Annotated in this window: 11 protein-coding genes; 5 read left to right on the top strand and 6 right to left on the bottom strand. The window is 42.6% G+C overall.

Annotated elements, in window-relative coordinates; all coding sequences use genetic code 11:
- Positions 1-733: 733 nt before the first annotated feature.
- The 3 genes from BUR09_RS13555 to BUR09_RS13545 form a co-directional block, all read right to left on the bottom strand.
- Complete coding sequence (locus BUR09_RS13555) at positions 734-4,159, bottom strand: DUF2339 domain-containing protein (RefSeq protein ID WP_074217473.1); 3,426 nt, start codon at positions 4,157-4,159, stop codon at positions 734-736.
- Positions 4,160-4,512: 353 nt separating this feature from the next.
- Positions 4,513-5,412 carry a sensor domain-containing diguanylate cyclase gene (locus BUR09_RS13550; RefSeq protein WP_074217472.1) on the bottom strand — a complete coding sequence of 300 codons (900 nt, stop codon included), beginning with the start codon at positions 5,410-5,412 and terminating at the stop codon, positions 4,513-4,515.
- Positions 5,413-5,515: 103 nt separating this feature from the next.
- Complete coding sequence (locus tag BUR09_RS13545; protein WP_074217471.1) at positions 5,516-5,737, bottom strand: hypothetical protein; 222 nt, start codon at positions 5,735-5,737, stop codon at positions 5,516-5,518.
- A gap of 511 nt (positions 5,738-6,248) precedes the next feature.
- On the opposite strand from BUR09_RS13545, the gene BUR09_RS13540 reads away from it, so the two are divergent.
- The 4 genes from BUR09_RS13540 (at position 6,249) to BUR09_RS17160 (ending at position 10,357) form a co-directional block, all read left to right on the top strand.
- On the top strand, positions 6,249-6,596 hold the full coding sequence (locus BUR09_RS13540) for a hypothetical protein (protein ID WP_074217470.1): 348 nt from the start codon (positions 6,249-6,251) through the stop codon (positions 6,594-6,596).
- The gene (locus tag BUR09_RS13535) at positions 6,583-7,440 is read left to right on the top strand and encodes an Ig-like domain-containing protein (RefSeq protein ID WP_074217469.1); all 858 of its coding nucleotides are present in this window, start codon (positions 6,583-6,585) and stop codon (positions 7,438-7,440) included. The genes BUR09_RS13540 and BUR09_RS13535 overlap by 14 nt, the downstream gene beginning before the upstream one ends.
- Positions 7,441-7,561: 121 nt before the next feature.
- Positions 7,562-8,374: a lectin-like domain-containing protein gene (locus tag BUR09_RS17270; protein ID WP_074217468.1), complete on the top strand. Its 813-nt coding sequence runs from the start codon at positions 7,562-7,564 to the stop codon at positions 8,372-8,374.
- The gene (locus tag BUR09_RS17160; protein ID WP_074217467.1) at positions 8,375-10,357 is read left to right on the top strand and encodes an L-type lectin-domain containing protein; all 1,983 of its coding nucleotides are present in this window, start codon (positions 8,375-8,377) and stop codon (positions 10,355-10,357) included.
- Positions 10,358-10,434: 77 nt separating this feature from the next.
- Here BUR09_RS17160 and BUR09_RS13520 read toward each other — a convergent pair whose 3' ends face one another.
- From BUR09_RS13520 to BUR09_RS13515, 3 genes are read right to left on the bottom strand one after another with little or no spacing between them, the layout of a single operon-like run.
- Positions 10,435-10,977 carry an IS3 family transposase gene (locus BUR09_RS13520; RefSeq protein ID WP_139296848.1) on the bottom strand — a complete coding sequence of 181 codons (543 nt, stop codon included), beginning with the start codon at positions 10,975-10,977 and terminating at the stop codon, positions 10,435-10,437.
- Positions 10,978-11,020: 43 nt separating this feature from the next.
- Positions 11,021-11,287 (bottom strand): IS3 family transposase, encoded by a 267-nt coding sequence (locus BUR09_RS17245; RefSeq protein ID WP_407645278.1) that lies wholly within the window; start codon positions 11,285-11,287, stop codon positions 11,021-11,023.
- Entirely contained in the window at positions 11,272-11,532 is a 261-nt protein-coding gene (locus BUR09_RS13515) for a hypothetical protein (protein ID WP_217694187.1), read from the bottom strand. The genes BUR09_RS17245 and BUR09_RS13515 overlap by 16 nt, the downstream gene beginning before the upstream one ends.
- A 758-nt stretch (positions 11,533-12,290) precedes the next feature.
- Here BUR09_RS13515 and BUR09_RS13510 point away from each other — a divergent pair.
- Positions 12,291-17,165: a beta strand repeat-containing protein gene (locus BUR09_RS13510; RefSeq protein WP_074217466.1), complete on the top strand. Its 4,875-nt coding sequence runs from the start codon at positions 12,291-12,293 to the stop codon at positions 17,163-17,165.
- The last annotated feature ends 108 nt before the right edge of the window (positions 17,166-17,273 follow it).

Raw genomic sequence — 17,273 nt, 5'->3', positions numbered from 1 at the left:
ACATCCACAGTATCGACGAGGATACCAAACAGTAAGTCCCCGCATCTAATGTATCCTTTTTTCAGTTGGCCAGATGGTGTGATGACTTCGATATAAAAGACGCAATAGATACGAACTGCTCTTTGTCTTTTGTAAAAGATAAGTTGATACTGCTTATTTTTTACCCAGTTAAACATAATTTTTTCTGCGCGTTTTATAATGATTTTGCTCAGTATGATGCACCCTATTAAAAGACAAAGAAAAAATAAGCCGATAGGGATGAGTCCCTCAATCGTATTTAGAAACAGGATTACATGATACAGAAAAAAGTCGCGTATGCTGTCGTTATTCATGTGAGGGGACACATTAAAGAGTCGGTTGGGCTATTCGTCCCTGCCCAATATTATATTTCGTATTTTACGGGCAAAGTCTGGAGCAACTGCATATATAATCATGCCAATGCCGAAGATGCAGATAGGAACTCCCATCAATTTTGATTGTGCTGGATCTCGAGGGTCCCAAGTGAAATGTCCGTAGAGCGCGATATGGGCTCCTCTAGAGGTTATCATTAGGCCAACCAAGCCTATTAGGACTCTTTTAAGCATGTTCTGGGCTCCTTGTTAAAGGCTGTATTTCATATCATAGCTTATCTTTTGGTTTGTGTGAATTTTTCTGCTGGATATGTTGCTGCACCATGCTGGTCCTTCAGCGTAAATTTTATTTTTCAATTAGTTAAAGGAATGTCTTCCTTCGTTCATTTTGATGGAGGCGGCACATTCTCTTTGAAAATAAAACGAGTGTAGAACCAGCTGAGGCCAAGCAGGCTTACTCCCAATCCTAAGAAGGAGAATACTCGGTACAAACCTTCTAGTTCGGAAGCATCATAGAGGAATACCTTCCCGACCGTTAAAATCATGACCCCAAGTGAGGCGTAGCGCAGCATTTTTACCTGTGAAACAACGCCTGCAAGCAGCAGGGAAACAGCAAGTATTAGCCATGTGACGGAGTAGGTGTAGATTTCCGCATTTGTTGTGATGCCGATATCCAGATATTCTCCATGGAAAAAATAGCGGACGTTCAAGTTGATCAAAACAAAGAGTAGCAGAAGCGTGAATCCGCGTGTGCAGTTTGTCCACGGCTCCTTATTTTTGAGAGGGAGCTTGCTACCAGCAATCCATGTCCATAGCAGGGGGAGGCCATAAGGTAGTAGCAGACTGTTAATCACAAGCCATCCTTCGATTCTTTGGTGTGCCCAGAGTGGGTTGTGGATTAATAGGTCAAAAAATACGATTCGGAATATAGCAATTATGCATAGTCCTGCTCCGCCCAAGGACAAGGCGATCCGCTCAAACCGTCCACCAATGAATAACCATGCTAGTCCTATGATAAACAATAGATTTGTGATCACACCACGTTGGAGCAAGCCTGCTTTGGCAAAGAGAATGTCGTCCAGACCAACATAGAATGCATGGCGAGTCAGGTAATATCCCATCACTGTAGTCAGTACTACTGCTGCTAACTCTAAGGTTCGTACCGAATTGTCATCGTTATCTCGTCGGAGGAAGAAGCTCGCACCCAAAAACATAGTTGCTGGAATACCAAGCTGGAATGCGGGCCATTGAACAATAGGAATACTAAGCCCTTCTATTACACGTTGTTTGTCAAGCCATATGCCAGATATCATCAGGAGGGTTACTAGTAGATGTAGCTGCGGGAGTAACAGGATGACAAAAGACAGTGCTAGTGCCATGCAGATAGGACGTAATGCTTTGATTGGTATCCGGCTATTGATCCATGCAATGGCAAACATTTCTGCTGCGAATGCCACGGGCAGGAAGTCTCGTTGTAATTCAATGGTGAGTGCAATGGAGATAAATGCTGTTGCATTTGCTGCAAACAGTGCCAGCAAGTGGTCTTGATACGGATGGTCTTGGTAGTAGAATCGTATTTTTTGCACTGTGTAGACTGCTATCCCTGCAAGCGTGATAGCCGTGATGGTCCAGAATGATGCAATAGCATCTACCAATCCCGTATGCCGCAGTTTGAAGTAAGCCAGTAGATAAAAAACAATAGTAGCTGCTCCAGTGAGACCAGCCCAGAGTAGTGGCAACTTAGTGCGCCACAGTAAAATATATCCGGCTCCCGCAAACGTTAATGCAAAAGCAGTAAGTGTTAATGCAAACGTGTGTATATCTGGAGTTTTCCACGCAATGAGCATTCCTATGGTTACGACCATGGATACCCAGGGTGCAAACCCGTATAAGCGATCATTGAAGTAGGCCAGACTAATACCTCCAGCTGTAAGTAAGCCAAATAGTGACCATTCAAGAACGTCAAATCCGGCTTTGCCTGTGATAATCCCCATTAGTATTAGAGCACCACTAAGCCCGCCATAATTTAGGATGGAGGTATAATAGGATGTTGTCCTGACATCTGTTATTTCTTTTTCATAAGACAGTTTTGAACTGATAACGATGGTGACACTGACTGCAATCAAGAAGAGTCCAAGCCAAACAGTATCACTTTGAGTAAATATGTTGGTTGTCCAAAAAACTACCCAGAAGAATGCACCAAGCAAGGTAGGTATAGACAGTATCCACCAGTTCTTACGTTTTATGACAGTCATTAAGCCGATGAATAATAAATACAGGTAAATAAATAAGGGGAGTGTGTGGGGAGCACTTGATCCTACTAAGGCTGGTGTCCAAAAACCACCTATGAGACCAAGCAATGCAATAGGGGAACCATGTTTTAATGAAAGAGCAACGGCTATAGCAGTAACTGCTCCCATTCCCAAAAAGCCAAGGAAGTATGGAATGAGTTGGTAAAGACTGGTTGCTGCGAAGAGAGATGCGTAAAGCACTGCAATTCCAGATCCGGATAGGGATTGGGCAATACGAATGCCGTTGGCAAAGTGTGGTTTTCTTCGTACCCATTCTGCACCATAAAGTAATATTCCACCTAACAGACCACCCAATATGACACGAATAGGAGGGGTAAGCAGATTCATATCAATTGAATATTTAACTAGGAAAAAGCCTGAAAGTGTAAGGGCAATACCGCCGATCCACACCGGAAGCCGTACACCAAATTGTTGCTCAAATCCGATATTACCCTTTGATGTTGGTTTAGCTTCATCTGGTGTTGAAACAGGCTCTTCCTTTTCGAATGTAAATTCTAGCTCCTCGCCATCCGCAACTGCATTCTCTGTTGCGATTGCTGGAGCAGGGACATCATATGCTGGAGTAACGTGCAAAGATAGTTCGGTCTTAAGCGTTTCCGGGGCATAACTCCCTTCTATTTCAAGAATGGTCGTTAGTTCTTGAACGATAGAATTAAGCCGTTCAGCTTCTTCAAGTAGTTTGTTGATAAGGGTTCTATTCGTCAAACAAAATAGCCCAAGGCACACTCCAATGATTGTTAATATTGAAATATTAAGTAGGAAGAACGCTGTAAACATAAGGAAGATTGAGCCGCCTAAGACTGTTAGCTGTGTATGAAATGATTGTTCAGCGTTGCTACTGGATATTGTATCTGTTGCTGGTGTTGAGTCTGAGTGAGGATATGTTTGAGCAGGAGCCAAGGGAGAGGGATTGAGTTTGTCTGGGACAGAATGCCCTTTCTTTTTTAGAATAACTGCTAGCTTTTTTGCGATAGTCGCGAGTCGTTCTGTCTCTTCATGTAGTCTTTTGATACTGTTGCGATTTACCCATGGCATAATCAAGCAGCATAACCAACCAGTTACACCAATGAATGCTTCCATTGAATTTTTAAATAGGAAAAATCCTGCAAAGATAAGGACAATACTACTGCCCCAAACTTGCAATGGGATGTCAAACGGATTTTCATCGTTGAGTTTTTTTGGGGACTTTGCGTTGTCTTGTGGTACAACAGTTGGGTTAAGCTTTTGGTGCGGTTGAGCAGACGTGGACGGCTGTTCGTGCTTGAGTGCATCGTGGGGGGGACTTCCATCCTTTTCAAGAAGAACAGTTAGTTCCTTAATGACGTTAGAAATCCGGACATGTTTTTTTCGTAGCTTGTTAATGCGGCTGCGATTTATCAATGGCAAGATAAATGCCGTGGCTAAGCAAAACACCCCGATGCCAAATAGCACGATCCCAATTATGCCTATAAGTACTCCCATATAATAAGGTACTTCCAACACGTAGGGCAGTTCCATAGTCTTATTCCTTCTAGGCTGGGGCTGGCTTTACTTTAATAATATTATATTGGTCCTAGTGTGCACTGCATATGGGGGATGTTCGATGATAAGCAACGTAATGGTTAACCGCAGTATTACATTTGAGAAGAAAAAATAAGAAAGGGTACAAGACTCAATTTAGTTGAGGAGCCTTGATGAGGGCCTTGCATGTTACGTTTTGGGATAACTATGTGCAAAGAAAGGTTTCAAACAGGGCATGCTGCTGATGGTATAAAAAGTTTTTATCTGATTAAAAGTAGGGGCTTTTTAATATCGATGGTGCTGGGGGAGAGGTAGGTTAAATGGTCCTTGCGTTATAAGGAGAGTCAGGGTCAGCTGTCGATCCGCACCAAGTTTTTTCCATTTTTCTTGCAAAGGTCCATTTGTTTTTTTGCACGTTGCAGCACTGAAAAAACCTCTTCTTCATGGTTGGCAACTGCACCGCCGATTGACGCTGTAACCTTGATGAAATTTCCTTCATATTCAAACCAGCTATTTTCAACCAGCATACGTAGTTTTTCACCTAAGTAAGCCAGCTCGTCATGATTGCAGTAAGGGCAAACGATTAAAAATCTTTCTCCTCCCCAATGGGAAATCGTATCAAATGTTCGAATTCCAAAATTTAGAGAATTACCAATCATTTTGATAATGTCATACCCAACAGACTGGTTCCAAATTTTACTTACATAGCTAAAGTTATCTACATCGGCGAATAGGATGCCATAGGGGAATCCATATTGAGATGATCGGCGAGCGATGCTCAGTAATGAAGTCTTATTGAAATGCTCATTGTTCAGTTCGGCTAGTTTGTTTTCGAGAGGAGAATTGTCTAATTTTTCAGGCTTTATTAACAAGGTGCTGCGTGTGGTAGCCAAAGAGAAGTTTTCAACTGCCCCAATGATTTTGCCATAATCATTTCTTAATGGAGAAACTTTAATTGTAACTGGTGCGCGATACCCACTTTTATGATGAAAAAAACCACTTAGTTCTGAATAGATTCCATCTTCAATGGCAGGTTCAAGAGGGCAGCCATTGCTACACAACTCTGTACCTTTTGCATCAACATGACATAACAGATTGTCAGCACAGCGTGCACCAAGCACTTCTGCAGAAGTATACCCAGTCAGCTTTTCAGCGGAATTGTTCCAAAAGAAAATTTTACGCTCTTTATTTACAGCATAAATTCCGTCTGTGATGGCAGCTAGGATGTTTTTAGAATAATCAGTTCCCACTATCTGTTCTCCAATGTTAGGATTTTTTTACATTAACATATGATGGCAACTGATCAGAATTAAATATTACGATGGGCAGTAAGTTTAGTTGCTGTCTTGCGATTTATTCCTGCCGCCTAAATATTTTTTTTGAAATTTTAAGAGCTATGTTTGGGGCAAATGCATATAAGATCATGTAGATACCGATGATACCCATAAGCCCATCCATCACTCTTGTTGCAATTGGATTTCGATAATTCCAGCTGTAATGTCCGTAGAGTGCAATTTCAAGCCCTCCGCAAGACAGTATTAGACCAACCCAGCCTATTAGAACCCGTTTAAGCATTGGGGAGACTCCTTTTTTAGGTCGTATCTTATACAATAGCTTATATTGAGGGCTGTGTGAATTTTTCTGTTTGCGAAATGAATAGAAGCGGAGAAGGAGCAACTTAAGGAGCGAGCCCTCGATGGGGAAACTCTTTAAGAATAAGGACGTCTTGTTTAATCTTTCTGTCAGAGGGGAGCTATTAATTTGTTGGAGCCGCAGTTTTGCTCCTAATGTGCTTATATTATAAACGTTAATTTGAAAATAACTTGTTTGAAGTAGTGCAAAAAACATACTTGAAATAGATTTCAGAATAGATAGTCGGCAGCCTACGAAAAAGGATAGTTCGTTGGACAGATGGCCTACTTTTAGCCAACTATTTCGTTTTCTTGAGAGTAAAAAAATGGGTTGTCGGTTGAAAAAGTATAAAGTAAACAGCGCTAACTTGCTTTAGCTTCGGCTGTTGTAGTTTTTTGAGTGGGTGTAACACACTATGTTTACGAGCTAATATAATTTTCTACCCTGGGGGGGGATGTCTATTGTTACTTTAAATGCAGTAATCGATATGCCTGTGCCTGAAACTGGCACTAGCAACCAAGTTGAATTAATTGCTGAGACTGATCTTAATATCACTTTTAATCCTAAGATGGCTGATTATTCTATTGATGATGCAGAAAATCTCGTCATCACTTTTGCAAATGGCGGAAGCTATGTATTGCAGAATTTTTCTGAATTTATGGAGCATGTCGACGTTCGGATTAATAACCTCGAGATGTCCTTACAAGATTTACTGTTAGGGGTTACAGACGTTGTTACTGCTGCCGGGGGGGGACGGATCTGCAGGAGCCAATTCTCTTACCAGTGGGATGGCTGGTTTTGAAGAGGGGTTTGGAGAGTTGTTGGGCGGGGGAGACTCCCTTGAAAAAACTTCCGGAACATTTGAGTTAGTACATAGCTCTGAAGGTGCCGTCTTAGAAGATGGGGCTGTTGATGTTACTGCTCCAGAAACTCCAGGTGTTGTTGATATGATCGCAGCCTCTGATTCTGGACGCTTTTCTTCTGATAATATTACCAATGTTGCAGCTCCAACTTTTACTGGTAATACAGAGCCGTATGCTCTTGTCACAGTGTTCATTGATGGTGTTGCAGTTGGTGAAGCAAAAGCAAATGCTGCTGGTGATTGGTCTTACACTGCTTCAAAGTTGAGTGATGGTGCCCATTCTGTTTCTGTTACATCAGCTGATGCTTATGGTAATACTTCTGATCCTTCAGCGCCCCTTCAAGTCGTTATTGATACACAGGCTCCTTCCGCACCTTCACAGCTTTCTATTGATTCAGATTCAGGAAGTGATGCTACAGATGGCTTAACATCTGATGCGACTCCGGTTGCAAATGGAGTTGCGGAGCCTAATTCTTTAGTTACGATTACTGATGAAAATGGAGTTGTCGTAGGAACTACCACCGCCGGAAGTGATGGAAGCTGGAGTCTTAGCCTTTTAGGCGCTGGTCAAACAGCTCTGGAAGATGGGAGTCACTCTTTTGCAGTAACAGCAACAGATTTGGCTGGTAATTTTTCAGAGTCAACAGCTCTTGACTTGATAATTGATACAAAGGCTCCGTCCGATGGTGTTCTTGAGGTATCCGAAGGTGCTGGCGGTTACCTTAATATCAAAGAGGTAAGCGACTGCGTGCAGGCTATACAGTCTCGAAGGAACCGGCCTTGAAGCAGGCGACAAGGTAGTGCTGTCTGTATACGCAGAGGGCGAGTCCGCTTCCCTTGCAGGTCATCACCATGTTTAGACCGCAGCGGATATAGCGAACAAATCTTTCACCTTTGATGTACCGGTGCAAGATGGCTGGGACGGCAAGAGCCTTGAGTTTACCGTAAGCAGCATCGACAAAGCCGGTAACGAGAACCTGCACCACACCGTGGTGAAAGACATGACAGTCGACCTGACTGCTCCAGATGTAACTATTACGAACAGTCCAGTTGTTGAAAACAGCGATGGTCAGCATGTTGCTAAGGTCTCTGCAAACGAGCAGGTAACATTTGAAATCGTAAGTGGTAATGACAATGACTGGTTCACTATTGATGATAGTGGTTCAATCTCTGTAACTCCAGCTGGTATTGCTGCCGGTGTTATGGATGCAGAATCTTCAAATCCTGGCGGCACATTAGAAGTTCAGGTTACAGACTTAGCTGGCAATAAAACTGTTGATTCTGTTACAATCGAAGTAACTGATGTGAATGAATTTGCCCCAGAATTTACGAGTTCTCTAAAGCCTGTTGAGATTCCTAAGACAGTGCATGGTGCTACTAAAACAGGCGATCGGATTGTTTTAGATCTTGATGCTCGAGACTTAGATGCTGGTGACTCAATCGTTAAGTACCGTTTGTTAACACATAACGATAAGTTTGAAATTGATCCTAAGAGTGGTGTCGTAACTGTTAAAGAAGGCGTGGAGCTAGATTTTGAATCACCAAGCTGGTCCTATGATACTGTTGGTGATGCTAAGAATAATGGTTCTGTTTACACGTTAACAACGGCAGAGAATAGCCAGGAAGGATCTGTGTGGTCAGAGCAAGCTTTTGACGTAACAAAAGACTTTACGCTTACAGCAAAAATGTTCTTCGGTAATAAGGATGGTGCGGACTGAATGACGTTCATGCTCCGTTCTAAACCGGTTGACGTGGATCAAACTAACCACGGCGGAATTATTGGAGCTGATGTTGATAAGGCGTTAGTCGTTGAATTTGATACGTACCATAATGGTGGGCACAATGACTTGCGTAATGATCACATGGCAATTCACACAGACGGAAATGTTGTTCATTCACAAAATGATCCTAGCGTGGTTGCTGTAGGAGAACTTGAGGATGGAGCTTGGCATGATGTTGTTTTCACTTGGGATGCCAGCGAGCAACTGTTTAAAGCTACATTGGATTCCGGTCAGGTTCTTCAGTGGAAAGGTGATTTATCTGCCCAATTAGGGGATAGCACTACTGCTCACTTTGGATTTACTGGTGCAACTGGTGGAGAAAATAACCTGCAACAGGTTGAAATTTTATCGGTAGATGCAACCCCTGTATATGAATTAACTGTAGAGGCTGTAAGTTCTGATGTAACCCCTACTCAAGAGACTATTCCTGTTTTAGTCACAGATGTGAATGAAGCCCCTGAAGGTAGTGTTGAAATTAACGGTGTTATGGAAGTGGGGGCAACCCTTTCTGCAAAGCTAGAGTATACAGATGTAGATTCCGCTTCTGATGATATCGATATTTCCTATAAATGGCTTGACGAGCACGGAAATGAACTCGGAACAGGTGAAGATTATGTTCTGCAAAACAGCGATGTGGGTAAGCAGATTCATGTCGAAGCAGTGCTAGATGATGGTGGCACGGGAGCGACATTTAAAGATGTTGCAGACGTAGGAAACAATCATCATGACACCGTCCACAACTCCCCGCTTCTTTCTGGATTTGTGCAGTACAACACAGAAGAAGTTCTTAATGGTGGTTTTGAAGAAGGAAGCGCTCACTGGAGTAATAGGATACATCAGGGTAAGATAGAAATTCAATCTGCAGAGGGTAATTCCCCAACTTGGGGAACTGCTCATAGTGGTAACTTCGTTGAGCTTGACTCCGTAGATGGAAAGTCTGGTCGGATTGGTAACACCTTGACTCAAGAAGTTACTTTTGAAGAGGGAGCCACGACTGCGACGTTAGCATTTTATTATAAGGAAAGAGTAAGCGGTTCAGGCATCTTTGACGGCAAGCAAAAATTCAGTGTGTTCCTTAACGGGCATAAAGTAAATGACAAGTACATTCATTGTGGAGATGAATGGAGTCAGTTTGTCGCAACAATTGATTTTGCGGAATATGATATTGATGGGGGCTCAGCAATCCTTGAATTTAGAGAATATGATAGGGGGTCCTGTGGTATTCTGCTTGACGATATAAGTGTAGCATCGCATCCAGCCGGGGCTGAAGGTTCTGCAACTTCAACCGTGTACTATGATGATTCCTTTGGCTCTCATGTGGTAGCAACTGCCGCTCCGTTGAATGATGCTGACGATCTTGCATTCTCCTTGGTAGACAAGAATGGTAATGAATTAAGTGCGGACGACACCTCATACTCAATTGATGCTGCAACTGGTCAAATTCAATTGGCTGAAGGTGCGCACGCCACTGATGAGACTTTGCATATTAAAGTGACGGACACTGCTACTCAGCATTCTGTTACACACGATCTACATGTTACCACTGAACCGATTAATGAAGTGCATTCCCCAGTCAGTGATGGAAGTATGGATATTCTTAACGGAACAACAGATGCTGCAGATCGCTTTATTATTGCAGAGAATAGTGACGAAATTACTATCAAAGGCTTTGATGCATCTGATGGAGATACCTTGAATATAAGTAGTGTGCTCGATGTTTCAGGCGGTCATGTTGACTTAACCGCATCTAATTTTGATGACTACGTAACGGTTACGCAAGATCATGTGAGTCAAGATCATGTGAACTACACCGTCACTGTACATCCTGATTCTGCGCATTCTCAAGTTATCACTTTTGAGTCTCCTGAGGGTATAGAAGATCAAATGGCACTGATTCAAATGATTATTCAAAATAATTAATCCTAATGTAGTATAAAAGCCCCCCTGGTGTTTGGTCTGACCCCCGTCAAGTGGACAGGCTAAAAAGCCCTTAGGCATTAAGCGGCCAGTTTTTCCCGATGTTCAATTGGGGAAAGCTGGCCGAATTTCTTTTGAAATCGCTCGTTATTGTAGAAAGTAATGTATTCTCCAACTCGAGCAATCATTTCTTCTTCTGAAAGAGTTATCTTACGTGACAGTGCTTCTGTCTTTAAATGCGAGAAGAATGATTCGATACAAGCATTGTCCAGGCAATTCCCTTTTCTTGAATGACTGCCTCGTATTCCGATCTCTTGCAGTTTTTGCTTGTAATGTTTTGATGTATATTGAAAGCCTTGATCAGAATGTAGAATTGTTTCACCACTGACTGTCCCTTTAAGGGCTGTCACAGTCTCAAGCACAAGATTGAGAGAGTTTTTCTTTGTAATCTTATAGCTGACAATCTCATTGTTATTCAGATCCTGCACAGCAGAAAGGTAGAGAAAACCTGTCATAACAGGAAGGTATGTAATATCTGTTGCAAGCTTTTGTTTAGGTTTTAAACTGGTGAAATCACGTTGCAGCAAATTAGAGAAAACAGCGCTTCCTTTTTTCCAAAATATTTACGCCTCTTCCGAATAGTAGATTGAATTCCTAACGCCTTCATCAAAGTTTATGGTTGACGCTTATTCCAGTGCGACGAAGAGCCGACGTTATGCGACGATAGCCATAAAAAGGCCATTGGAAATGAATTTCTGTGATTAGCAACTCTAAGTGGCCATCATGAGAGGATTTGCGTTTAGCCTTCAGTCTGCGCCATTTATAAAATCCTGATCGAGATAAGTTTGATGCCCTAAGTAATAATGACAAAGGGTGTACGCTTGAAAGTGTATGAATTATCTTGAAATAATTACTTTTTACTCGGCTCCCCACTCTTTGTCGAATCGGGAGCGATATAGCTTTTTTAGGTAGTCTCGTTCAGCCTTAACATATGCTAATTCTTCTTCAATTGAGGCGAACGTTGTTCGCGGGCGTCCTTTCCGCCCTCCAGTATGTTTTCCCCGCATGTCTTCAAGGGACTCGCCACGCTTCACCTTAGCAACCCAATTTCTCAATTGCTTTTTGTCACGTATCCCCAGTTCTTCACTTAGGGACTGGTAGCTCTGATCACCGATCAAATACCGTCAGCTTCCTCTTTGAATTCTCTGCTATAACTATTGTTTTTCCTATTGCTCATGCAAAACCCCCATTAAGTGGAAAGGTACATCAGCCTAGAGGGGCTTTCTTACCTTGTCCACCTAATGGGGGGCATATCAGTTGCCCAGAGGGGCTTTTTTTTGTCTAGTCTTCCTTTTTGAAATAACTATTTGAAGAAAGAAATCTAAATGTATCTAAAGTGTAAGCTATATGGATTTAAAGAAGTAATTGCTTACATACTAATCAGGTAGATGAAAAAAATAGATAATTCTCACACTGCTTGCTGAAAATTATTTATTTTTAGCATTGAACGTATAAAAGCATTGCAGCGGTGCAGTTAAAATACATTATTATTGGAAATAAAACTAAAATAGATATGCAAGAAATTCAAAATATATAAATTTAGCAAGTAAATTTTTTTTTATGGAATTAAAGATGATGCATAATGAATAAAATAAAGTTTATTTATAGATATAAATATGAATTCTAGTTTTTAAATATTTGATCATTATTTTAATAAGAGAATATTAACTTTTTTAATTAAAATATTTTTTCTCTAAGATTTTAAAAAGTTATCTTATTTTTTTCTTCAGGTTTTATTGGCAAGGTGATAGCGCTTGTTGCATGTCGAACAGTGTTTACTGGATAACTAAATAATATTTTATGAAAACATTATTTCATTTTTTTGAGCAAATTAATTCATTAATTTTTTTCTTAAATTGTTTTTAATGGAGTTATTATGAGTAATACAAGGAAAGGAACGCCTGGTGATGACGATATTACCGTCACTGGGGGGTATAACAGGATAGAGGGCGGCACAGGCGATGACGTAATCCATGGTGGCGCAGGTGAAGACACCTATATCTTCAACATTGGTGACGGTCACGACACTATCCATGACAATGTTGCGAAACAGCACCCGTCTGGATGGAATTCTGACGTAATCTCTTTCGGTAAGGGAATCTCAAAAGACGATCTGATCTTTACTCTTGATGGTAATGACTGGTTAATTACCTTTACCAACACATCAACTGATTCAATACGCATTGTTAATGCAATGGGTAATATCTATTGCCGTATTGACAACTTCATGTTTGCAGATGGCACTACCCTATCTTCTTCAACGATCCTTTCTCAACAACGCTATACAGAACATGATGACATCATTAACGTTCCTACTAGTAACCTTATTACATCGATTAATGCTGGTGGCGGTAATGACACTGTCACCACTGGAGACAGTTCCGCAGTAATTGATGGTGGTGCTGGTAATGATACAATTACCACGGGTTCAAAAGGTGATCAAATCACTGGCGGACAAGGTGATGATATAATTAACGCTGGTGGCGGTAATGATGTCACTATTGGTGGTTCAGGTAGTGACACATACATCTTCAACATTGGTGATGGTCATGACATCATTACAGAAGGTGCGTGCGGCAATACATGTACTGATATAGATATCATCAAGATAGGTGCTGGTGTTACTTCTGGTGACCTTATCTTCCGCGTTGATGGTGATGACTTAATCATTGGCATTAATGGCCACAACGATGACTCTATCCGCATTACAGGCGCTCTTACAGGGCCTTCCCATGGCATTGAAAAAATCGTCTTTGCGGACGGAACCTCCATTGAGCTTACTGCTGTAATTTCTTATCAGGCATTTACTGATGCGAATGACATTATCCAAATCCCTGCGAATGTGTTTATAGCAATAGTTAACGCTGGTGGCGGTAATGACACCATTACTGGAGGGAGTGCAACGACAATCGTCAATGCGGGCTCGGGTAATGATATTGTTACGACTGGTTCCAGCAACGACATCCTTTCCGGTGGCTCTGACAACGATACCATTAATGCTGGAGGCGGTAACGATACCATCACTGGTGGTACTGGTGACGATATCCTTACAGGTGGAACTGGCGGTGATACATACATCTTCAACATTGGTGACGGAAACGACACTATTCATGAAGGTGGCTGTAACGGCAGCAAAGATATCGATGTTATTAATCTTGGCGTCGGAATTTCTGTAGGGGATATTATCTACAGCGTTGACGGCAATGATCTGATTATTGGAATTAAGGGGCATGATAATGACTCTATTCGGATTTCTGGTGGCATAACAGATCCTTCGCATGGCATTGAAAAAATATGTTTTGCTAATGGAACTTCTATTGCTGTGGCTGCTGTGATTTCCTGTCAGACATTTACTGACGGAAATGACACTATTATTGTCCCGGCAGATAAATATGTGACAATCATTAACGCTGAAGGTGGTGACGATACTATTACCGGTGGCGATGTTGTTGCAGTTGTTAACGGCGGTTCCGGCGATGACACAATTACGACCGGCTCTGGCAACGATACCCTTTCCGGCGGCGCCGACAACGACACCATTAACGCTGGCGGCGGCAACGATACCATCACTGGTGGTACAGGTGATGATATTCTTACAGGTGGAACCGGGAGTGATACATATATCTTCAACATTGGTGACGGAAACGACACTATCCACGAAGGTGCTTGTGATGGCAGCTGCAAGGACATCGATATCATCAAAATTGGCGTTGGCGTAACAGCTGACGACCTTATCTTCAGTGCTGATGGCGACGATTTGATCATTGGTATCAAAGGTCACGATGGCGATTCTATCCGCATTTCCGGTGGATTGGTTGATCCTTCCCACGGTGTTGAAAAAATTGCTCTGGCTGATGGAACATCCATTGCGGTCGCTGCAGTAGTGTCTTGTCCGATCTCGACAGATGGCAACGATACCATCGTGGTACCAGCAGACAAGTTTATTGCTGTTGTTAATGCTAACGGTGGTGATGATACCATCACAGGTGGTGATGTTATTGCCGTAGTTAACGGTGGCTCAGGTAATGACACAATTACAACTGGCTCCAAAGATGATGTCCTCTCCGGCGGTTCTGACAACGATACCATTAACGCTGGCGGCGGCAACGATACCATCACTGGTGGTACTGGTGATGATATCCTTACAGGTGGAACCGGCGGTGATACATATATCTTCAATATTGGTGACGGAAACGACACTATCCACGAAGGTGCTTGTGATGGCAGCTGCAAGGGCATCGATATCATCAAAATTGGCGTTGGCGTAACAGCTGACGACCTTGTCTTCAGTGCTGATGGCGACGATTTGATCATCGGCATCAAAGATCACGATGACGATTCTATCCGCATTTCCGGTGGATTGGTTGATCCTTCCCACGGTGTTGAAAAAATCGTTCTGGCTGATGGAAAATCCATAGCAGTCGCTGCCGTAGTGTCTTGTCCGATCCTGACAGATGGTAATGATACCTTTGTCGTGCCAGCAGATAAGTTTCTTGCAGTTGTTGATGGTAAAGATGGTGATGATACCATCACAGGTGGTGATGTTACTGCCGTAGTTAACGGTGGATCAGGTAATGACACAATTACAACTGGTTCAAAAGATGATGTCCTTTTCGGCGGTTCTGAAAACGACATCATTAACGCTGGCGGCGGTAACGATACTATCACTGGTGGTACTGATGACGATATCCTTACAGGTGGAACCGGCGGTGATACATACATCTTCAACATTGGTGACGGAAACGACACTATCCACGAAGGTGCTTGTGATGGCAGCTGCAAGGACATCGATATCATCAAAATTGGCGTTGGTGTAACAGCGGACGACCTTGTCTTCAGTGCTGATGGCGACGATTTGATCATTGGCATTAAAGGTCACGATGACGACTCTATCCGTATTTCCGGTGGATTGGTTGATCCTTCCCACGGTGTTGAAAAAATTGTTCTGGCTGATGGAACATCCATTGCGGTCGCTGCAGTAGTTTCTTGTCCGATCTCGACAGATGGCGATGATACCATCGTGGTACCAGCAGACAAGTTTATTGCTGTTGTTAATGCTAAAGGTGGTGATGATACCATCACAGGTGGTGATGTTATTGCCGTAGTTAACGGTGGCTCAGGTAATGACACAATTACAACTGGCTCCAAAGACGATGTCCTCTCCGGCGGTTCTGACAACGACACCATTAACGCTGGCGGCGGCAACGATACCATCACTGGTGGCACTGGTGATGATATCCTTACAGGTGGAACCGGCGGTGATACATATATCTTCAATATTGGTGACGGAAACGACACTATCCATGAAGGTGCTTGTGATGGCAGTTGCAAAGACGTCGATATCATCAAAATTGGCGTTGGCGTAACAGCTGATGACCTTATCTTCAGTGCTGATGGCGACGATTTGATCATCGGCATCAAAGATCACGATGACGATTCTATCCGCATTTCCGGTGGATTGGTTGATCCTTCCCACGGTGTTGAAAAAATCGTTCTGGCTGATGGAACATCCATTGCAGTCGCTGCTGTAGTTTCCTGTCAAACACTTACTGATAATGATGACACCATTGTGGTACCTGCTGATAAGTACTTAGCTGTTGTTAACGCGAAAGGCGGTAACGACACGATTACTACAGGTGACACCACCGCGACCATTAACGGCGGTTCAGGAAATGACACCATCACAACCGGTGCGAAAGCAGACAGCCTCTCTGGCGGTGAAGGCGACGATACCATTAATGCCGGTGGCGGAAATGACACCATCACAGGCGGAATCGGTAACGATACGCTCACAGGCGGTTCTGGTAGCGATACCTACATCTTCAATATCGGAGATGGTCATGACACGATTGTTGAAGCGTCAGTTGATCCTGCGGGTAAGTGCCTTGATACGTTGAAGTTGGGTTCTGGAATTGCAATTGAAGATCTGCGTTACTCATCTGATGGCGATGATCTTATCATTAACTTCAGAGGTAACGAGACAGACTCTATCAGAATTGTTGGAGCTCAGTCAGGAAAGTCTGCAGGAATTGAATCAATTTGCTTTGCAGATGGAACTAAGCTTGAAATATCCTCAGCATTGTCCATTGTGGAACTTACCAAGGGCATAGACTTCCATGTCGCTTCCCCAACTGGAAAAACAACCATTATTAATGGGTATGACGGTATGGACACCATTATGGTCATGGGGGCCGACCCTGTGATTGTTGATGGAGGTGCTGGAGATGATCGCATTTCTCTGGGTACAGGCGGAGCCACAGTGTACGGTGGGGCTGGACATGACATGATCTCTGCAACAATAGCAAAAACCACATTTGTTGGTGGCACTGGAAACGATACGATGCTTGGAAGCCATCGTGGAGATACTTATATCTTCAATAAAGGCGATGGAATAGATATGGTTCAAGATAATGTCACATTGTCTTGTGTTGTAAATGAAGAGGCTGACACTCTTAAGTTTGGAAAAGGAATCACCAAAAAAGATGTTTCTTTCTTCATGCAAGGACAAAACTTGGTTGTTTCTTATGGTGAAAGTGATCAAGTAACAATTGCAGGTCAGGCTAGTGCCAAGAATGCAATTGAAAACATTCAATTGGCATCTGGAAGCTCTCTTTCTTCAGCAGAGATAAACCAGATTGTTGCTGACTTATCTAACTATGCATCAGAACATGGTCTTGACTTTACATCTGTTGAGGATGTGAAGAATAGTCAAGAACTTATGAGTATTGTCACTGCTGCTTGGGATAACTAATACGATAGCTCGCCATACTGTTTTATAGCAGTATGGCGGGCTTTTTTTGTTAATTAGAGAGAAATACGTGCAAACTGTGTCTTATTCGAAAAAAGCTGTACTCGTTCT

The sequence above is a fragment of the Halodesulfovibrio marinisediminis DSM 17456 genome (assembly GCF_900129975.1).
Classification (GTDB): domain Bacteria; phylum Desulfobacterota; class Desulfovibrionia; order Desulfovibrionales; family Desulfovibrionaceae; genus Halodesulfovibrio; species Halodesulfovibrio marinisediminis.
This window is presented reverse-complemented; position numbering and strand designations above follow the sequence as displayed.